The organism is Paenibacillus sp. FSL H7-0350 (assembly GCF_038593195.1).
In the GTDB taxonomy this organism is placed as follows: Bacteria; Bacillota; Bacilli; order Paenibacillales; family Paenibacillaceae; genus Paenibacillus_AQ.
The window spans coordinates 6,730,333-6,749,087 of sequence record NZ_CP151972.1 but is presented as its reverse complement, the minus strand read 5'-3'; the positions used below and the strand labels follow the sequence as shown (position 1 = coordinate 6,749,087).

Below are 18,755 nucleotides of genomic sequence, written 5' to 3'. Positions count from 1 at the left end.
TGTAGCATAAATAAAAGCGATTTCAAGAACTTTATTTATAAAGATCTAAATATTCATATTAGGCTTGATTCGGTTTGAAACTGGATCTTGAGGGCCACGCTAATAACAGACAGTAATACAAGGAGGAGATATGATGCTTGCGGTTCACCAGCGCCTTGCCGAGCTATATACCCTGAGTCTGAAGCGCCCGCTGGCTCCGGCGGAACAAGACGAGCTTCAGCACTGCCTGCATGTTAACACCGTCTACTGCTGGGAAATGGCGCGCCTCCATGTCGAAGCCCTGCTGGCAGCAGATACTTATGATACCCAGTGGCAACAAGAGATCAGCGCGCAGCTGCTGGAGGTCCGGGTAAGCGGGAAGCCGGGGAAACGGTCTTGACGGAAAGGGAGCTCAGCGCGCCACCTATACTTTCCAGCACATAAAAACAGCAGCCCATCCCCCATATCGGGGCCAGGCTGCTGCATGTGCTTCTACATGTGCTTCTACAAGAAGCGGAACTGCGCTTCAATTAATCCGTTATAAATACCGTCATGCTTGGTCAGCTCGGCATGATTGCCTTCTTCCTTAATCTCGCCGTGATCCAGGACCACAATCTTATCGGCATGCCGGATGGTCGAGAGGCGATGAGCGACGATGAAGGAGGTCCGTCCCTGAAGCAGCAGCTTCAGCGCTTCCTGAATCTTGATCTCCGTCTCCGTATCGATACTGGCTGTCGCCTCATCCAGAATCAGAATACGCGGATCGGCCAGCAGCGCCCGGGCGAAGGACAGCAGCTGGCGCTGTCCCATGGACAGTGCACTTCCCCGCTCCTCTACCTCGGTATCATAACCCCCGGGCAGCTTGGTGATGAAATCATGAGCATCTACGGCCTTGGCGACCTCTTCGATCTCTTCGTCCGTGGCATCCAGCCGCCCGAAGCGGATGTTGTCGCGGATCGTTCCCGAGAAGATGAAGGTATCCTGCAAGACAATCCCGATCTGTTCGCGCAGACTCTGGAGCTTCACCTCGCGGATATCCTGTCCATCAATGGTAATGCCGCCGCTCTTGATATCATAGAACCGGCCAATCAGGTTGATGATTGTGCTTTTGCCGGAGCCGGTATGCCCTACGAGAGCAATCGATTGGCCTGCTTTGACATCCAGATTAATGCCTTTGAGTGCCGCACGGCCCTTCTCATATTCAAACACAACATTATTAAAGTGAATATCCCCTTGGATCTTGGGCAGCGTTGTCGCTCCTGGCTTATCCTGAACGGCAGGCTGCTCATCGAGATACTCGAAGATCCGCTCTGAGGAAGCCATCGCAACAAGCAGCTGATTGTACATCTGTCCCAGCCGGTTGATCGGGTCCCAGAAGTTGCTGACATAACTGCTGAAGGCCACCAGGAGACCGACCGTAAGCTCACCGGACTGGATCAGATAAGCCCCGAGCCAGAAGAGGACCATCGTCCCGAAGCCGCCGGTGATTTCAATGATCGGACCGAACGCCTGGTTCATCGCTGAAGCCTTGTTCCACGATTTGCGGCTGTCCATATTCATGGCATCGAAATAATACATGTTCTCTTCTTCCTGGGTGTAGGCCTGAGTAACGCGAATCCCCTGAATCGACTCATTCAGATGCGAGTTGATCCGGGAGTTCTTCATACGCACATCCTGCCAGGCGATGCGGATTCTCTGCCGCAGCTTGGTGGAGATCAGGAACATGATCGGTACGGTAACCATCACCGCCAGCCCCAGCTTCCAGTTGATCAGCAGCAGAATAATCATAATGCCCAGCAGCTGCACACAGTCAATCATTAGATTGACGACCCCGTTGGTGAACAAATCCTGCAGCGAGTTGATATCATTGGTCACCCGGACCAGGACGGATCCGGCCGGACGTTTATCGAAGAAGTTGAAGGACAGCTTCTGGATATGCCGGAACAGGTCCGATCGCAGGTCATAAATCACCCGCTGGCCGATCACATTCGTATATTTGATCCGGTATACGCCGGCAATCCATTGAATCAGATACAGAATGATTACACTAGCCGTTAACGTGTATAGCAGCGTCAAGCTGGTGTTTCCGTCTTTTGGAGCAATTGCTTTATCAATCGCCATACTGGTCAGGAACGGAACCGTCAGCTTGGTAATCGTACCCAGAATCATCATGATCGAGACCAGCGGCAGCATTTGCTTCGCATATGGCTTCATATAGCTGAATAAGCGGGTGAACTGCTTCCAGTCAAAAGCCTTGTCGATCACATCATCGTCTTTATAGATAAAGCGTTCTTCCAGCGTCTGTTCTTCTATCTTACTGTTATCCGTATCTTTTACACCGTCAGTGGTCTGCTTGGAGGTCTCAAGGTTCATGCCGGATCACCTGCCTCTCGCTTCTTATCCCTGGCTAAGTAATCGGCGTACTGAATCCGGTACACATCCTGGTATGGCCCCGGGACCGCAATCAATTCCTGATGGGTGCCCTGCTGTACCATTCTCCCTTCATTCATGACAATGATCTGATCGGCATGGCGCAGGGAGGAGATGCGGTGGGCAATAATCAAGGTGGTCCGTCCGCGCATAACCTCCTGGAAGCCGGCCTGAATCTCGTGTTCCGTCTCCATATCCACTGCACTGGTCGCATCATCCAAAATGAGAATCCGCGGATTCTTGAGCAGTGCGCGGGCGATGGCAATCCGCTGCTTTTGGCCGCCCGAGAGACCCATTCCCCGCTCCCCGACTACCGTATCGTAGCCTTCCGGCATCTCCATAATGAAGTCATGCGCCTTCGCCAGCTCAGCGGCACGGATGATCTCATCCATGCTGACATTCTTCAGTCCATAAGAGATATTATTGCGGATCGATGAGGAGAACAGGAAGGTCTCCTGGAACACCGTCGATATTTGCGAACGCAGACTGCGGACCTGGAACTCGCGGATATCCACGCCATCTAGCTTGATACTGCCCTGATTCACATCATAGGCACGCATCATCAGTTGGGTAATCGTGGATTTACCGGACCCCGTTCCGCCAAGGAAGCCAATGACCGCACCAGGCTCGGCATGGAAATGAATATCCTTGACTGCTGGCATTTTGTTGCCGTAAGCGAAGGTGACATGATCGAACTCTACCTCACCCTTTACTTCTGCCGATACAAGCTCGCGGGCATTCTCTATATCCCGGACATCGATTGTCTGATTCAGCACTTCCAGCACACGTTCACCGGAGGCTTTCGACTGGGTATAGTTATTGATGTGGAACCCTAGTCCCCAGACAGGGCCAATGATGTACCAGATCAGGCTGAAGAACGCAACCAGCTCACCCAGCGACATCTGCTTATTGATAACCAGAGTACCGCCGACACCCAGCAGGATGGCGACACTGACCGAAGCCAGCAGCTCCATGAACGGGAAGAATTTACTCCACAGCTCGGCTGCAAAAATCTGATTATCTTTATAACGTTCATTACGGTGTGAGAACTTCTCAACTTCGTAAGCCTCTCTGGCAAACGATTTGACCGTTCTTACCCCGGTGACATTCTCCTGTACAGCCGTTGTCAGGGAACTTAACGCCAGGCGCATCTCCTGAAAGGCCGGATGAATCTTGGATTCAAACTTAAGCGCGACGACCGCCAGAAACGGCATAGTGATCAGAGTAACTAGCGTCAGCTGCCAATTGATGGTGAACATCATAATGGAGCCGAACAGAACCATGAAGAACACATTCAACAATTGGGCAAATCCGAAGCCGATGAACATGCGGATCGCTTCCAAATCCCCGGTCAGCCGGGACATCAGGTCACCTGTCTTCGCCGTATCATAATACCGGAAGGACAGAAATTGCAGCTTCTCATAGCAGGCATTACGCAGCCGGTAAGCCAGGAAATTCCCCAGCCGTCCGCCGAAAAATCCATGGGCAAACTGCAGGCACGCCTTGACAATAATGACAGCAAGCACACTGAGAGCGAGTACGGGCACCTCAGTAAACTTTAGGGGAACAATAACATCATCGATCAATCTCCTTAACAAATTGGGGGTAATAAGCCCCACTGCAGTTGCGGCCGCCAAACATACAATCGACAGAATCAGATAGTGTAGCTTCTCCCGATAAAAGCCCCGCAGTTGCCTGAGAACATCCATATCTCTCCTCCTTAAAGCTTTACGAAGTAAAGCTGGCTCCGTAAGCATAAACTTAGCTTTACGAAGTAACCTTCTTCGTAAGCATAAACTTAGCTTTACGAAGTAACCTTCCTCGTAAGCAAGAACTTGGTCTCTAAATATCGCACCGCAAGCTAGCTTTTTTAGCGCTTCCAATTTAGTGACTTTAAGCAGTTTATCATCCCTAATTTAATGCGGCAAAGGGGAGAAACCACCGTTTTCCCTCTTTTTTCGGAATAAACCGGGCTTAAGCAGGGGCTAAAGGACGCCCGTCGTTTTAAATGCTGCTATTTCCTCGCAAATACTGCTCAATTAAGAAATAGCAAGATTCAACGATGTGAAACAGCTTTTTAGAAGCCCAATAAAAGGTATTTTATGTATTTTTGTTGCGAAATGGCTTCTGAAGAGGACTGAGATTCCGCTAATCGGGAAAATCAGCAGTATTTACTCAGCAATCGGACTCAGGTTCCTTTATTTCACAGACCGGCCCTGTTTTAACATCTCGAAAGACAATATAAGGGAAACTCAGTCCGTTTCAGCACCAATATGAGCTTTTTTGAAGATATAAGAGCTTCTCAGTCCACCTCATCCCTACTACAGAAAAAAACTCAAGCAGTCCTAATAGAACACAAAAATGCCCACAGAGCTTTGACCAACCTGCATCAAAGTTCTGTGGACACTCAGTACATATATCTTTGAATATTGGAGGAAGCTCCTGGTTACCCGATACTGCCTTCCATTTCAAACTTGATCAATCTGTTCATCTCGACCGCATATTCCATCGGCAGTTCTTTGGTGAACGGCTCGATGAAGCCCATGATAATCATCTGCGTGGCATCGGCTTCGGAGAGGCCGCGGCTCATGAGGTAGAATAGCTGCTCCTCAGACACCTTGGAGACCGTCGCTTCATGCTCAAGCACAATGTTATCGTTCATGATCTCATTGTAAGGAATCGTGTCCGAGGTGGACTCGTTATCCAGAATGAGCGTATCGCATTTGATATTGGATTTCGCGCCTTCTGCCTTGCGGCCGAAGGAAGCGAGTCCACGGTAAGTGACCTTGCCGCCGTGCTTACTGATCGACTTGGATACGATGGTTGAGGTAGTATCCGGTGCTAAGTGGATCATTTTGGCGCCTGCATCCTGATGCTGATTCTTGCCCGCTACCGCGATGGACAATACAGAGCCCTTGGCTCCACGGCCTTTAAGAACAACCGCTGGATATTTCATTGTCAGCTTGGAGCCAATGTTGCCGTCTACCCATTCCATGGTAGCATTCTCTTCGGCAACCGCACGTTTGGTAACCAGGTTATAGATGTTCGGTGCCCAGTTCTGAATTGTTGTATAACGGACACGGGCATTCTTCATGCAGAGAATCTCAACCACTGCACTATGCAGAGAGTTCGTGCTGTAGATCGGTGCAGTACAGCCTTCAACGTAATGCACGAAGCTGTCTTCGTCTGCCAGGATCAGAGTACGCTCGAATTGTCCCATATTCTCGGAGTTGATGCGGAAGTAGGCCTGCAAAGGAACTTCACACTTCACACCCTTAGGAACATAGATGAAGCTGCCCCCGGACCATACGGCACTGTTAAGTGCGGCGAACTTGTTGTCAGCAGGAGGAATGATCGTACCGAAGAACTTCTTGAACAGCTCCGGATGATCACGAAGCGCAGAATCTGTATCCGTGAAGATTACACCCTGATCTTCAAGGTTCTGCTGCATGCTGTGATAGACGACCTCGGATTCATACTGTGCAGAGACACCGGCAAGGAACTTCTGCTCCGCTTCCGGAATCCCCAGCTTGTCGAAGGTCTCTTTGATCTCAGAAGGAACTTCCTCCCAAGTCTTGCCCTGCTTCTCTGAAGGTCTAACATAATATTGGATATCCTCGAAATCCAGATCATCCAGATTCCCGCCCCACTGCGGCATTGGCATCTTGCGGAACTGCTCCAGGGATTTCAGCCGGAATTCCAGCATCCATTCCGGTTCGTTTTTGATAGCGGAGATTTCCCGGACGATTTCTTCCGTGAGTCCTTTACCAGACTGAAATATCGACTTGTGCTCGTCACGGAATCCGTACTGGTATTCCTCCATATCAGGCGCTTTCTTAGCCATGGTGTCAGCCTCCTTGTGTAATGTTATTGATAAGCTTCTTACGTTTCTATGCCTTTGCGAAGCGCGTTCCAGGCCAGAGTGGCACATTTGATCCGCGCAGGAAATTTATTAACACCGGAGAGGGCCTCAATATCTTCGTAGTCTCCAAAATCGGCTGCCTCACCCTTCATTAGAGAGGAGAAGCTGTCGGCCATCTCAAGCGCATGCGCTACTGTCTGGCCTTTGACCGCTTCCGTCATCATCGAAGCCGACGACATGCTGATCGAACAGCCTTCGCCGCTGAAACGGGCGTCTTGGACAACGCCATCCTCCACCTTAAGCTGAAGTGTAATACGGTCGCCGCAGGTAGGGTTATTGAGTTCGATCTTAAGTGCGTCGTCTTCAAATGAGCCGCGATTCCGGGGATTTTTGTAATGATCCATAATTACGCGTCTATATAAGTCATCCAAGTTCATAGCTGAAGTACTCCTTTGCCTTGATTAAGGCTTGAACCAGCGAATCTACATCCTGCTCTGTATTATACAGGTAGAAGCTTGCCCTTGCGGTGGAGCTGACCTCCAGCCAGCGCATGAGCGGCTGACAGCAATGATGCCCCGCGCGGACAGCCACGCCTTCCGCATCCAGCACGGTGGCTACATCATGCGGATGGACATCACCCAGGTTGAAGGTGACTACCCCCACCTGACGGTTACGGGGACCGTAGATCGTCAGATCGCTGATCTCCGACAGGCGCTGCTCCGCATAAGCAGCCAGCTGCATTTCGTGGCGGTGGATCTCATCCATCCCGACCTCCTGGAGGAAATCAATCGCTGCCCCTAATCCGACGGCACCCGCAATAATCGGTGTTCCACCTTCGAACTTCCACGGCAGCTCCTTCCAGGTAGACTCATACAGCCCGACATCATCGATCATCTCGCCGCCGAATTCGACCGGATCCATAGCTTCCAGCAGCGCCTTCTTGCCATAGAGAGCACCGATACCCGTAGGCGCAAGCATCTTGTGCCCGGACAAGGCGTAGAAATCACAATCCAGGTCCTGCACATCCACCTTCATATGAGGTGTGCTCTGTGCCCCGTCCACAACGATTACTGCACCGTTCCGGTGGGCAATCGCTGCAAGCTCTTTGATAGGATGGGTAACCCCCATGACATTGGATACATACGCTATGGCTACGATCTTCGTCTGAGCAGTAATCGTCTGCTCAGCATCCTCCAGCGTAATCGTCCCGTCCTTCTGCAGCGGAAGGAATTTCAGGGTGGCCCCGGTGTTCTTGGCCAGTTGCTGCCAGGGAATGAAATTGCTGTGATGCTCCATCTGGGTAATCACAATCTCATCCCCTTCCTTCAGGACGGAAGGACCGTAAGAGGAAGCTACAATGTTAAGCGCGGTCGTTGTCCCGCGTGTGAAGATGATTTCCTTCACGCTGCGGGCATTAATGAAGTTCTTGAGCTTCTCACGGGCGCCTTCATACGCATCGGTTGCCCGGCTCCCCAGGGTATGCACCCCGCGGTGTACGTTGGCATTATCCCATTCGTAGTAAGACTTGAGCGCCTCAATGACCTGGCGCGGCTTCTGTGAAGTGGCTGCACTGTCCAGGTAGACCAGAGGATGGCCGTTAATCTCTTGGTTCAGGATGGGAAACTGCTCCCGGATCTGACTGCTAATCATTGGCCTAACTTCCTTTCCACAAGAGATTGGAGCTGATTGCGCAGTCCCTCCAGTGGAATTTGCGACACAACAGGTGCAAGGAAGCCGTATATGATCAGTGTTTCTGCATCATGACGCGATAATCCCCGGGACATCAGGTAATAGACTTGCTCGTAATTGACCTGTCCTACAGAAGCGGCATGGCCTGCGGTAACATCATCTTCATCTATAAGCAAAATTGGGTTGGCGTCTCCGCGCGCTTTAGGGCTTAGCATCAGAACCTTCTCTGTCTGCTGTCCGTCAGCTCTGGTTGCGCCCTTCTCAATCTTCGTAATTCCGTTAATGATCGAGGTTGCTGAATCCCGCATAACAGCACGGGTAATCATATCACTCGGTGTATTCCGTCCGAAATGCTGCGCCTGTGTAGTGTAGCTCAGCTTCTGCGAGCCGGAGCCTACAGCAATTACCTTTGCATCTGAGCTTGAACCGTTGCCTTTAAGCACCGATTTGGTATCACTGGCTGTATCGCCATAGTTCATCTCACCGATGATCCATTCGATCGAACCGTCATTCTCCACAACGGCACGGCGGTAAGTAATATCTGTAGTATCCTGGCCGAGCTGATGCACCGTAGCGTATCTCACTGTAGCGCCAGCACCGACGAAGACTTCAACCGCTCCGTTATGCAGACCCGCTTCGGACTTATCCGATACATAGTTATCTACGTAAGTCACGGAACTATTCGAATCGGCTACAATCAGAATATGCGGTACAAAGGCAGCTTCAGCGTCATCCGTGAGCAGCACCGCCTGCAGCGGAGTCTCGAGGATGACATTCTTCGGAACGTAGAGGAATACCCCGCCGTTCCATAGTGCTGCATGCAATGCGGCGATGGAGTGCTCTTCAGGCAATACTGCCTTATGCAGATAACGCTGAACAAGGTCTCCATGCTCTCTGACTGCAGTCTGCAAATCGGTGAAAATAACCCCTTGCGCAGCCAGCTCCGGGGCTAGGCGGGCATATACAGCCCCTGAATTCCGTTGAATAATCAGGCTGCCTTCTTCTTGTCCTTCAATTAGCCCGGCAATAGAGGCTGGTGCCTCTTGAAGTGCCGCCAGCGACTGGCTTGGCTTGTATGCCCCATAGTTGTTGATATTCCAGCGGTCAATCCGCGTCTTCTCCAGCTTCGGCAGCTCAAGCTCAGCGGCAAGCTCCAGAGCCTTCAAGCGGCCGTCCTTCAGCCAGCCCGGTTCACCGCTGCTCTGCGACTGTGCGCTGAGCTGCTGGGCGTCCACGGGAAGAATGGTTTGCGTCGTCATAAGTGGTTTCCTCCTTCCAGCGTTTCTAAGCTTCTTGTCCTACAGTTTCGTCTTCGATGCCGAGCTCTTCCTTGATCCATTCATAACCTTCTGCTTCCAGTCTCTGTGCCAGCTCAGGACCGCCGGATTTGACAATCCGTCCCTGCATCATGACATGCACATAGTCAGGCTTGATGTAATTAAGCAAACGCTGATAGTGGGTAATAACCAGGAATGCGCGTTCCGGACTGCGCATAGAGTTCACACCGTCAGCAACTATTTTGAGTGCATCTATATCCAGGCCGGAGTCAATTTCGTCAAGGATGACGATCTTGGGGTCCAGCATCATCATCTGCAGAATCTCGTTACGCTTCTTCTCCCCGCCGGAGAAGCCCTCGTTCAGGTAACGGTGCAGGAACTCAGGATTCATATCCAGCTCCTTCATCTTGGCTTCCATCAGCCGGATGAAACGGATTAGAGAGATCTCACTGCCCTCTTCACGGCGGGAGTTAATCGCACTGCGCAGGAAGTCGGAGTTGGTCACTCCGCTGATTTCACTCGGATATTGCATCCCGAGGAATAATCCGGCACGGGCACGTTCGTCCACTGCCATCTCCAGGAGGTCTTCCCCTTCAAGTACAGCGGTGCCTTCTGTGACTTCATACTTAGGGTGTCCCATCAGCGCCGAAGCCAGCGTACTTTTACCCGTACCGTTCGGTCCCATCACGGCGTGAATTTCTCCGCCCTTCATCTGAAGATTGATTCCCTTCAGAATTTCTTTTCCTTCAATCGTCGCTTTCAGTCCCTCAATGACAAATTCTGCTGCCATAATAATTATTCCCTCCATTGATCGATTTGCGAAATCAGAAAGTTGTATTGTCACAGGTTAACCCTGATTACAAGCATTTAGATTTTTTATCACATTGTAATTATTATAAAGTGAATCAGGATGATTATCAATGATTCTCACTAATTTTATTACAAAGGTCCGGTTTTTACAAATGAATTCAGCTCTATTCTTACTTCTGGAGGCAAAGTTCTGGATTCTGGGCCGCTTTTGTCCCCGCCCAGTTCCAGCACAGCAACGATCCGCTCCAGCGGGCGAAGTCCAAGTGCCTTACACCGTTCCCGTTCATACACCCATTCCGGAATGTGGCGGCGTACCCGCCACGCTTCAGATTTGGCCAGAAGCTGAAAATTCTGAACGAGACAGCAGACTGCGGCATAATCCTCCTGCTGCTTATGAGGATCGGCTTCTTCTGTGGCTACAACCAGCAGCAACGGCAGCAGGGCTTGCTCCTCTGCAGAGCTGAGTTGACGGGCAACCTCGCCGCCGGTTACGTAGACGAACCTCCACGGTTCCCTCAGGCCGTCATTCGGTGCCCAGACCGCTTCGTTCAGCAGCTTCTGTACGCTTTGTGGAGCAGGCAGAGTGGAATCTGCAAGCAAGCTGCCCTCCTCACCAATGATAGTCCAGCTTCGCTCAGCCGGCGTTCTTTTCCGCCCCTTCGGTGCCTTGTCAAAATAGCCGATTTCCAGAATTCCGGCAAACCGTTCTCCCTCACGCAAACCAATTTTTTTATATAAAGACTCGCTGAGAATTATGGGATCTGTGTACCACAGCATACCAAGTCCCTGCTCCCAGCCCAGCAGCTGAACGTTCTGCATGATGCTGCAGACCGCGGCATAATTCACATCCCGCTGCTGCTGCGTTTCAGCGGCTTCAGCAATGAAGAGGATGTGGGCCGGCGTATTCATTATTTGCTTCTTCAGAAGAACGGTCATTTTGGAAGGAAGGAGCTTGGCAAGAGTGCTTCCCTTAACCTTCGCGATCATACATTCTGCCAGTTCATCCCGGGACTCGGGGGTTCCGGCATAAAGACAGCGCCAGTGAGGTGTTCCCTCGGCCTCGTATAGACCGGCGGCTTCATTCAGCACAGATACAATAGTTCCCTGCTCAACTGGCATATCGCTGAATCTCCTAATCGTCCGCCGTTCTCTTATGGTTCCGGATACATTCTTCACTCTCATTCCTCCCCAAATATAGCTTTGGCATGAAATTAATTTACCAGTAAACTATATTTTTAAATATGGGGAATGTCAATCCATTATTTTAAACGATAAATCCGTTAAATAATTAGTTTACTAGTGAATAATAATGAATTAGAATAGATTTAGTAAATACAAGTTACAAGAAGGAGTGGCCTGGCCCCATGTATCCAGCCGAAGGACTTAAGCGCCTGTTGTATGACCGTTTTATCCATTTATCCCATTTATCAGAGGAATATATTGCCGCTGAAGAGAATACTTTGGCTGAACTCCTGCAGGAGCACGGGATTACGTTCTCATCAACCAGTCTAACCAGCATTCATGTCCTCGATTGTATCGGCAATAACGAACCGATTAACAGCACTGCAATCGCGGACAAAATGAAGCTGTCCAAGGCGAGCATCACCAAAATCAGCACCAAGCTCCTGCAGGATGGCTGCATCAAGCGAAGCCGGATGAACGACAACAAGAAAGAGGTATACTTCAGCCTTTCCCCTAAAGGCAGACAGCTCTTTGACATCCACGCCAAGATGCATGAGCACCTTGAACAGAAATTTCTCGAGAGCATGAACTCCTTCACCGAGCCGGAGCTGCAGGCTTCCCTGAAATTCGTCCAAACAATAATTGATCATAGTCCAAAATAACCACACTATCAAAAAAATAAGCCTCCCGCGGGAGGCTTGCCTTCGTCTTCTTCATTCTGGACGCCTGCCTGGCAATCAGCCCAGGAAAGCGCGCAGCATCCACTGGTTCTTCTCCAGATCCGTGCGGATCTTGATGAACAGGTCTGCTGTCGGCTGGTCGCTGATTTCTTCTGCCAGCTCAATGCCTTCTGTCAGTTCTTCAGCCACTGTAGCGAAATCTTCGATCAGCGCCTGAACCATACCGCGGGCATCTTCTTTGCCTGTGGCTTCCTGAATGGTAGCCAGTTCCAGATATTCTTTCATAGTTGCTGCAGGGCTGCCTTTGATGCTCAGCAGGCGCTCAGCCACCTCATCCATTTTGAGTGTAATATCATCGTACAGCTCTTCGAACTTCACATGCAAGGCGAAGAACTGCTCACCCTTCACATACCAGTGATAGTTATGAACTTTCACATACAATACGTTCAAGTTGGCAACCTGACGGTTCAGTACCTGTTCCAATGAAGCAGTGTTCACTTTATTTGATGCTTTAGCCATGAGATGATCCCTTCCTTATCCACTTTAATTTAGCCGGCTGCTTGTCCATTATCCGGCCTTGCAGTTGTCTATTCTTCATTTACCCTTCTGCCTGGAGGGCGAAACAAGCTTGAACCCGGACATGCCCTCATCCCCGCCGCCAGATGCAAGTTTCTGTCCTACCCCGTAGGATGAACCAAGCAGTCGCTGGTTATGCTAAATAATACGGTTCAAAGACAGAATAAAGTCAGCCAAAGGACTGGGAAGTCCCTTGGCTGACTGCACATCGCTATGCGCCTTACATCATTAGCAGCAAGGCCTCTGCACCGGACATGCCTGGAACAATTCCCAGCTTCTCTGCTTCTATGGTTACAGACTCCAGCGGCGCGGCCAACAGCTGAGGAAGCGTGCGCACCCCGACAGCCCTTGCCGCAATAATCTGCCGGTCGCTCAGCACCTCGTTCAGCAGTCCTATATCCAGCGCCCCGCACATGATATATCCTTTGTCTGTACTGATGCTGAGCAGCGTAGTTTTGGGCAGCTTCACCTCAACACCTACCAGGACATGGTTGCCCACCATCATAGGCTCTAACGTTACCATTTGCAGCACCTCCTTCTTTTCACATTCACGTTGTAGGTTATGCTTCCGGCTCAGAGCGCGTGTGGACGATGGTCCTAGTTCATAGAGAAATTGAAGGGCCGGAAGTCCTTATTTCTATGCAAGAGGGTATATAATTTCCGCTTATTTAGTGGTATAGTTTATATACTAATTTAAATTAAAGAAATCGTGACTAACGATTACGCTGGGGGATTAATGGATAAGAAACTACAACACACCGACGGCAATTATCTATTCAATGTCGACATCCTGATTAATGCCCGTACGAACCCGCTTGCGCTGCAGTTCCTGCTTGAAATGTTGAATGCCAGCGACAAAGTCACGGATTTCAACATCAACTCCGGGCTGGAGCTTGGAAGAGCCATTGATCATCTGTTGAAGTCTGCAAAAATGGCTCTGAAGAATGACGCCTTCACACCTGCTCCGGTGAAATTGCCGGAGAAGCCGGCAGACCCTCCGGCAGACAAGCCTGCGGAGAAGCCAGCAGCCAAGAAGCCGGCGGCAGCACCGGTAGAAACTCCTGCTGATGTATTCGGCAAAATCAGGCAGTACATTCAGAATAACCAGCTGGTCCGGCTGCGTGCGAACCGGCACGGCAAGCAGGTGTCCATGCCTTGCCGTATTCTGAACTTTGACGAAACGGCGAATTCGCTGAGTGTATACCATGTGGACGAGAAGCAGGTCTACACCTTCAAGCTTAATGAAATCGATGAATTCCTGTAAGACAAAGAAGCACCTGCTCCAGGTTCTCTGGGGCGGGTGCTTCTTTGTCTTACAGTTATTGTCGAATACAATGAAATGCTCCAGCTGTACTTCACTTCTTGCGCGAGAAGGCCTCCAAGGCCAAGCAGAGCCAGCCCGCAATGAAGCATACGCCTCCCAGCGGAGTAATCGCTCCGAGAACTTTGATACCGGAAATACTTAGGATGTACAGGCTGCCCGAGAACAGGATCACCCCGGCAACCATCAGCCGCCCTGCCCAGCGCAGACGGACACTTTCGCCCCATTGCCCTGCGGTAAGCCCGATAAGTATCAAGGCCAGCGCATGGAACATATGATACTGGACACCCGTCTCGTACACCTGCAGATAGTGCTCACTGATTTTTGGCTTCAGGATATGCGATCCAAACGCGCCGATGGCAACAGACAGCATACCCAGCAAGGCTCCCCAGCCAATCAATCTTCGTTGCATGGATACACAACTCCTTCCCTGAGTTGAACTCCTCCTATCTTAACGTATCTGCTCCGCCTTTTGCCAGCCGCATCATTCAGAGCATATATGCCCTGAAGACTTGCATTTAGAGCGGTGTTATGATGAAGTGGTAGTAATAACCTATTATATCCCAAGGAGTGCAGCCCATGGATTATCATTCACCTCCCGAACAAGACACGAATCCGGATTATGTATACCAGGAGAACAAACGCGACTTTAAGCACTCCGGTCCCGGTATCGCTTCGTTCGTAATTGCTCTGCTCACACTGGTCTGCTATGCCATTACCTTAGTGTATGTAGGAGCGCAAGCGTCTTCTCTGATGAATGAGCATAATAAACTGATTGCCGATTCGGCAGAAACGATCATGTATCTGGGTCTGACCATGCTGATCCTTGTCGCAGTGAATATCATCGGGGCGGTTACCGGAATTATCGGTCTGACTCTGCGCAGACGGCGCAAGGTATTTGCTGTCATCGGCACCATCATCAATGCGGGCTTCCTGCTCCTGTTCATGCTTCTGCTATCCGTCGTTCTGGTGAATGCAGGAGCGTCCTAATAACCGTTCTACAGCAAACACAGCATATCCCCTCGAACCGGGACATGCTGTGTTTTGTTGTGAAGCCATATAGCAGTGCTGGACACTTAGATCTCGAACTCTTCGCTTGAGTCGGACAGTCCGCCATTCTGCACTCCAGAGCTGTTGGCTACGGCAAGCACGTATACCTTATATTTGGTGCCTTTCACTATCGGATTACCGTTAATGTCTTTCGCTGCAGCCGCTATCGAGAGATTGCTTCCGTTAGGGACTGCTGATCTATAGTATGAGGATTGCACGCCAAGGGCTTCTGTACTGCCGAAGCTCTGCTTGGAAGGGACGGCGAATACCCGGTATTCGGAGATATTCGACTCACGGGAGGATTTGGTGAAGTTAACCACAACTTTGCCGTTATCCATGCCGTAGGTCACATTCGTCACGGAGGTGACAGGTAGCTTAGCCGATAAGCTAATAGCTGCCGTTCCCTCCGACAATACGTTAGCTCCCTGGTAGCTGCCGTTTCTGACAGTCAAGACATATACTCTGTAGCTAATTTCCGGCTTGATGGCCGTGCCGCGGACGTCTTTGGCTGAGGCATCAAGCACCTGATTGGTGCTGTCCCCGGATGTACCTGCGGTAGTATAATTCCCCGCATTGTTCGCATCCGACAAGCTGAAGCTGTTGTAATAGTTCGTTGGCACCACCAGAATCCGGTAATGGCTGATGTAGGATTCATCTCCGGCATGATTGAACGATACTCTCAGATCACGGCCGTCTCCATAATCGTTCACATCACTCACACTTAGATTCGATATGGCACTGAGGCCGGAGGTATTCACCAGCGTAATCGCCGGAGAAGCAGCAGATAGCACATTCGAGCCCGAATTGTTCCAGTTACCTGCCGCGAGCACATACACTTTGTAGCTGGTTCCATTCCTGATCAGGGATCCGCGCACATCTCTGCTGGAGGAGCTCAGAATCTGTTCGGTATACGTTCCTGATGTGTTTACCGCCGTATAATTGGCACTGGATACGTTATTTGCATCATTTAAGCTGAAGCTGCTGTAATAGTTCACAGGCACAACCAGAATGCGGTACTGACTGATATTGGTCTCGTCTGAAGCATGGTTAAAGGTAACCTTCAAATCCCGCCCGTCATTATAATCGTTCACATCGGTCACATTCAGGTTGGATACCCCTGCATTGGCGAGTGTAAGGGCCGTCGAAGCAGGTGACAGCACATTATTCGCTGCATTGCTGCTGTCAACCGCCAGTACATATATCCGGTAGCTGACACCCGTCTTGATCAACGCTCCATCTGTATCTCTGGAGCCTGAGGTTAGGTTCATACTGATATTGTTGCCCGTCTTGTTGAGCTGCGTGTAATTGCTGCTGGAGACCGCATTAGCTCTGCCCAGATCAAACACCTGGGTATTCGACGCTTTGACTACGAAGATCCGGTAAGAGCTTATCTTGCTCTCATCGGCCAGCTTATTGAAGCTGACGGAGAGATCGCGGCCGTCCCCGTAATCACTGGTATCTGTTGCCTGGACGGTGCCCAGTGCCGGAACTGCCTTGTTCTGCAATGTAATAACGGCAGATGCACTGGAGAGGGCACTGGTATTATTGCCTTTGCCGACTGTTACTACATATACGCTATATCCCTGATTATTCTTAATCAGGTCACCATCGATCGTTCTGGCGGCAGCGTTCAGCTTCACAACAGGATTGGCTCCTGTTACCAGAGCAACGGAGTAGTTATTGGAACCTACTGCCAGTGCAGACGACAGGTTCAGTGAAGTACCAGTCTTGGCGACAAGCACGCGGTATTGATCCACCAGCGATTCGTCGGCCGCACGGTTGAAGCTGACCTGCAGATCCCGGCCGTCTCCATAATCGCCGATATCCTGGGCGGTTACCCCCGATACCGGAGCCGCATTCCCGCCTACCGGAACCGGAGTGGTGATCGTTACAATCTGCGCAGCCGGATTCCAGCCGACCTCGCGGCCGAGCGCTTCACTGACGAACCGGGTAGGCACCATTGTGCGGCCCTTCAGATTCTGGCCCGGCACATCCAGGCTGACTGCCTTATTGTTGATAGTTGCGATCTTGGAGCCAATCTTCAGTACAATCGTTGTATCATTCTGGGAAGCAGTTACTGTCTGTGTCTTCTGATTCCACTTGATGTCGGCATTGAAGGCTTCAAAGATAGCCCGCAGCGGTACCATGGTCCGTCCGTTCACCATTACCGGCGGCTGATCGGTGGACAAGGTCACTCCATCAATAATAACTCTGATGGGTTTGGCTGCTGCCTGGGCAGGGGCCTGAAACAACATCGGGAACACCAATAATCCTGCTACAATCGAAATCCATAACTTTTTCACAAGCTCACCCTCCCGGATAGGAAACATCTCTCATTTTTCTATCTCTTTGACGCAAGCTGGGCAGAAAAAGTTTCTCTCAAATCCGGTTACAAAAAAATAACTTTTGGAGCCGGTTCCAAAGACAGCAAAAAGACTGCAACAGGAGGGTACCTATGAGGTATTCCACCATTGCAGTCCTGGTTCCGGGTACTCTGCCTAATCAGTCCGCTTTGGTCAGACTGGACAATACCCGCTGAATCACGACAGGATCTTTTCCGACTATTTTTTCCACATAAGTAAATACTACAGGTTCATCCATCTCAAGCCCTTCCGGCGCCTCCTCTGTACCTGCACCGAGTTCAAAGGCCGTCGGCCCTTCTTCTGTCACAATCTCCACGGAATGGGTATCTATCTGCCCGACATAAGTGCCTGAGCCTTGAATCTTCTCTGACTCTGCGGCTGCGGAAGGACTAGACTTAAGCACCGGACTGGCGAGAGGTACCGCCGCCGTCTGTACAGGGATGACCGAAGAGCCTGCTGAGGACGATTCTCCGGGGGCTTCCGCCGGGCTGTTCCCGCCACAAGCCGTCAAGGTGAGCATCAATGCAGCGATTGCTGTCATAGCGGGTAGCGTACGCTCTAGTCTCATGATGTATGCCTCCTCTGCTTAGTTGTGTGCTGCTTACCTTACCTAAAGATTACCCAGCAAGCCGGGTAGTGTAAACTTGCCGTTACGGGCTGGGCATCAGCCGTACGCACAGAAGCGCCGGACTAATACAATAGATGAAGAGCCTTATTCAGCATTTGAAGGAGTGGTATCCTTGAGAATCGATATCGGCTGCGGCCCCGGCAAAGAGTCCGGGTATCTGGGAATCGACCGCACACAGTACCCCGGGGTGGATATCGTCTGCGATATTTGCGAAGGAATCCCCCTGCCCGACAATACGGCCGAATTCGTAATGGCCAGCCGGGTCATGCCTTATGTGAACGATCTGTTTACAGCGATGTCAGAGATTTATAGAATAAGCACGCACCAAGCGGTTGTGTGTATTCTCTCACCCTATGCCCATAGCTTCCCGCATGCCTCCAATCCTATGTTTAAGCAAAAGTTCGATGAGTATACCCCCCGTTATTTCACCGGAAGTTTCTTCCAGCCCCATCAGAGCCCGCTGTGCCCGGAGATCCCGGATTATCCTGTGCCGCTGCCGCCGTTTGACTTCAGACTGCTGCGGATGGAGCTGTTCTATCAATATCCTTATGACGACAATCTGTATGATACGGAGGAGCTGGAGGTGCTGAAGACGCTGCAGTCCAATGTCATTCACGAAATTATGTACCACTTCGCCGTCATTAAGCGGGAGATTACCGATGAGGAACTGGAGGCGATGAGCCGGAAGGTACTGCCTGAACCACAGTCGCTGCTAGAACGCCGGCTTCGGCTGCAGAACAGGAAATATATGTTGTAAACTTTTGGGATGGACATACAAGATTGCTCAAAACTGGACATAGGCTAATACAACACAAGCAAGATCGCATATCGGCTTCCCGCAGGAGCCGGTCTGCTTTTTTTTTGAAAATAGAAGAATTTATTTGTTTCACATGATAACTTATCCTTCT

At 50.7% G+C, this 18,755-nt stretch carries 18 protein-coding genes; 5 read left to right on the top strand and 13 right to left on the bottom strand.

Going from position 1 to position 18,755, the window contains the following annotated elements; all coding sequences use genetic code 11:
* The first annotated feature begins 130 nt into the window (after positions 1-130).
* Entirely contained in the window at positions 131-379 is a 249-nt protein-coding gene (locus tag NYE24_RS30200; protein WP_235218366.1) for a hypothetical protein, read from the top strand.
* 104 nt (positions 380-483) lie between these two features.
* On the opposite strand, the gene NYE24_RS30195 is transcribed toward NYE24_RS30200, so the two are convergent.
* The 8 genes from NYE24_RS30195 to NYE24_RS30160 all read right to left on the bottom strand — a co-directional run bounded on the left by NYE24_RS30195 (position 484) and on the right by NYE24_RS30160 (position 11,223).
* Positions 484-2,352 (bottom strand): ABC transporter ATP-binding protein, encoded by a 1,869-nt coding sequence (locus NYE24_RS30195; protein WP_342477363.1) that lies wholly within the window; start codon positions 2,350-2,352, stop codon positions 484-486.
* A complete protein-coding gene (locus NYE24_RS30190) occupies positions 2,349-4,118 on the bottom strand; it encodes an ABC transporter ATP-binding protein (protein ID WP_341023957.1) in 1,770 nt (589 codons plus the stop codon). Before NYE24_RS30190 ends, NYE24_RS30195 begins: the two co-directional genes overlap by 4 nt.
* Positions 4,119-4,855: 737 nt before the next feature.
* Positions 4,856-6,253, bottom strand: coding sequence for a Fe-S cluster assembly protein SufB (sufB, locus tag NYE24_RS30185; protein WP_036692799.1), 1,398 nt, complete (start codon positions 6,251-6,253; stop codon positions 4,856-4,858).
* A 38-nt stretch (positions 6,254-6,291) separates the two neighbouring features.
* Positions 6,292-6,708 (bottom strand): Fe-S cluster assembly sulfur transfer protein SufU, encoded by a 417-nt coding sequence (gene sufU, locus NYE24_RS30180; protein ID WP_036692798.1) that lies wholly within the window; start codon positions 6,706-6,708, stop codon positions 6,292-6,294.
* The gene (locus NYE24_RS30175; protein ID WP_076155073.1) at positions 6,695-7,921 is read right to left on the bottom strand and encodes a cysteine desulfurase; all 1,227 of its coding nucleotides are present in this window, start codon (positions 7,919-7,921) and stop codon (positions 6,695-6,697) included. Before NYE24_RS30175 ends, sufU begins: the two co-directional genes overlap by 14 nt.
* The gene (sufD, locus tag NYE24_RS30170; RefSeq protein ID WP_036692793.1) at positions 7,918-9,219 is read right to left on the bottom strand and encodes a Fe-S cluster assembly protein SufD; all 1,302 of its coding nucleotides are present in this window, start codon (positions 9,217-9,219) and stop codon (positions 7,918-7,920) included. Before sufD ends, NYE24_RS30175 begins: the two co-directional genes overlap by 4 nt.
* A 25-nt stretch (positions 9,220-9,244) precedes the next feature.
* Positions 9,245-10,027, bottom strand: coding sequence for a Fe-S cluster assembly ATPase SufC (gene sufC, locus NYE24_RS30165; RefSeq protein ID WP_036692790.1), 783 nt, complete (start codon positions 10,025-10,027; stop codon positions 9,245-9,247).
* A gap of 149 nt (positions 10,028-10,176) precedes the next feature.
* The gene (locus tag NYE24_RS30160) at positions 10,177-11,223 is read right to left on the bottom strand and encodes a nitroreductase family protein (protein ID WP_342477362.1); all 1,047 of its coding nucleotides are present in this window, start codon (positions 11,221-11,223) and stop codon (positions 10,177-10,179) included.
* Positions 11,224-11,411: 188 nt separating this feature from the next.
* Between NYE24_RS30160 and NYE24_RS30155 the strand changes: the two genes are divergently transcribed.
* Positions 11,412-11,891, top strand: a complete 480-nt coding sequence (locus NYE24_RS30155; RefSeq protein ID WP_036692786.1) for a MarR family transcriptional regulator — start codon at positions 11,412-11,414, stop codon at positions 11,889-11,891.
* A 75-nt stretch (positions 11,892-11,966) separates the two neighbouring features.
* Here the strand turns inward: NYE24_RS30155 and NYE24_RS30150 are convergent, their stop codons facing one another.
* Together NYE24_RS30150 and NYE24_RS30145 are read right to left on the bottom strand one after the other, a co-directional pair.
* Positions 11,967-12,428 carry a Dps family protein gene (locus NYE24_RS30150; protein ID WP_036692784.1) on the bottom strand — a complete coding sequence of 154 codons (462 nt, stop codon included), beginning with the start codon at positions 12,426-12,428 and terminating at the stop codon, positions 11,967-11,969.
* Between the two features lie 277 nt (positions 12,429-12,705).
* Positions 12,706-13,008, bottom strand: a complete 303-nt coding sequence (locus NYE24_RS30145) for a DUF1805 domain-containing protein (RefSeq protein ID WP_036692781.1) — start codon at positions 13,006-13,008, stop codon at positions 12,706-12,708.
* A 213-nt stretch (positions 13,009-13,221) separates the two neighbouring features.
* Between NYE24_RS30145 and NYE24_RS30140 the strand changes: the two genes are divergently transcribed.
* Positions 13,222-13,749 carry a hypothetical protein gene (locus NYE24_RS30140; RefSeq protein ID WP_036692779.1) on the top strand — a complete coding sequence of 176 codons (528 nt, stop codon included), beginning with the start codon at positions 13,222-13,224 and terminating at the stop codon, positions 13,747-13,749.
* Positions 13,750-13,840: 91 nt separating this feature from the next.
* Here NYE24_RS30140 and NYE24_RS30135 read toward each other — a convergent pair whose 3' ends face one another.
* Positions 13,841-14,218 carry a DUF423 domain-containing protein gene (locus NYE24_RS30135; protein WP_036692776.1) on the bottom strand — a complete coding sequence of 126 codons (378 nt, stop codon included), beginning with the start codon at positions 14,216-14,218 and terminating at the stop codon, positions 13,841-13,843.
* A 167-nt stretch (positions 14,219-14,385) separates the two neighbouring features.
* Here NYE24_RS30135 and NYE24_RS30130 point away from each other — a divergent pair, with 167 nt between their 5' ends.
* The gene (locus NYE24_RS30130) at positions 14,386-14,796 is read left to right on the top strand and encodes a hypothetical protein (protein WP_036692773.1); all 411 of its coding nucleotides are present in this window, start codon (positions 14,386-14,388) and stop codon (positions 14,794-14,796) included.
* An 86-nt stretch (positions 14,797-14,882) separates the two neighbouring features.
* Here the strand turns inward: NYE24_RS30130 and NYE24_RS30125 are convergent, their stop codons facing one another.
* Together NYE24_RS30125 and NYE24_RS30120 are read right to left on the bottom strand one after the other, a co-directional pair.
* Entirely contained in the window at positions 14,883-17,159 is a 2,277-nt protein-coding gene (locus tag NYE24_RS30125; protein ID WP_162174444.1) for a copper amine oxidase N-terminal domain-containing protein, read from the bottom strand.
* A 199-nt stretch (positions 17,160-17,358) separates the two neighbouring features.
* The gene (locus NYE24_RS30120) at positions 17,359-17,787 is read right to left on the bottom strand and encodes a hypothetical protein (protein ID WP_051493281.1); all 429 of its coding nucleotides are present in this window, start codon (positions 17,785-17,787) and stop codon (positions 17,359-17,361) included.
* A gap of 172 nt (positions 17,788-17,959) precedes the next feature.
* Here NYE24_RS30120 and NYE24_RS30115 point away from each other — a divergent pair, with 172 nt between their 5' ends.
* Positions 17,960-18,604, top strand: coding sequence for a methyltransferase domain-containing protein (locus NYE24_RS30115; RefSeq protein ID WP_076155084.1), 645 nt, complete (start codon positions 17,960-17,962; stop codon positions 18,602-18,604).
* Positions 18,605-18,755 lie beyond the last annotated feature (151 nt).

What these genes read in the sequence shown, in the direction of transcription:
- NYE24_RS30200 (WP_235218366.1), top strand. Translation starts at nt 131, where the DNA reads ATGATGCTTGCGGTTCACCAGCGCCTTGCCGAGCTATATACCCTGAGT.
- NYE24_RS30195 (WP_342477363.1), bottom strand. Translation starts at nt 2,352, where the DNA reads ATGAACCTTGAGACCTCCAAGCAGACCACTGACGGTGTAAAAGATACG.
- NYE24_RS30190 (WP_341023957.1), bottom strand. Translation starts at nt 4,118, where the DNA reads ATGGATGTTCTCAGGCAACTGCGGGGCTTTTATCGGGAGAAGCTACAC.
- sufB (WP_036692799.1), bottom strand. Translation starts at nt 6,253, where the DNA reads ATGGCTAAGAAAGCGCCTGATATGGAGGAATACCAGTACGGATTCCGT.
- sufU (WP_036692798.1), bottom strand. Translation starts at nt 6,708, where the DNA reads ATGAACTTGGATGACTTATATAGACGCGTAATTATGGATCATTACAAA.
- NYE24_RS30175 (WP_076155073.1), bottom strand. Translation starts at nt 7,921, where the DNA reads ATGATTAGCAGTCAGATCCGGGAGCAGTTTCCCATCCTGAACCAAGAG.
- sufD (WP_036692793.1), bottom strand. Translation starts at nt 9,219, where the DNA reads ATGACGACGCAAACCATTCTTCCCGTGGACGCCCAGCAGCTCAGCGCA.
- sufC (WP_036692790.1), bottom strand. Translation starts at nt 10,027, where the DNA reads ATGGCAGCAGAATTTGTCATTGAGGGACTGAAAGCGACGATTGAAGGA.
- NYE24_RS30155 (WP_036692786.1), top strand. Translation starts at nt 11,412, where the DNA reads ATGTATCCAGCCGAAGGACTTAAGCGCCTGTTGTATGACCGTTTTATC.
- NYE24_RS30150 (WP_036692784.1), bottom strand. Translation starts at nt 12,428, where the DNA reads ATGGCTAAAGCATCAAATAAAGTGAACACTGCTTCATTGGAACAGGTA.
- NYE24_RS30145 (WP_036692781.1), bottom strand. Translation starts at nt 13,008, where the DNA reads ATGGTAACGTTAGAGCCTATGATGGTGGGCAACCATGTCCTGGTAGGT.
- NYE24_RS30140 (WP_036692779.1), top strand. Translation starts at nt 13,222, where the DNA reads ATGGATAAGAAACTACAACACACCGACGGCAATTATCTATTCAATGTC.
- NYE24_RS30135 (WP_036692776.1), bottom strand. Translation starts at nt 14,218, where the DNA reads ATGCAACGAAGATTGATTGGCTGGGGAGCCTTGCTGGGTATGCTGTCT.
- NYE24_RS30130 (WP_036692773.1), top strand. Translation starts at nt 14,386, where the DNA reads ATGGATTATCATTCACCTCCCGAACAAGACACGAATCCGGATTATGTA.
- NYE24_RS30120 (WP_051493281.1), bottom strand. Translation starts at nt 17,787, where the DNA reads ATGAGACTAGAGCGTACGCTACCCGCTATGACAGCAATCGCTGCATTG.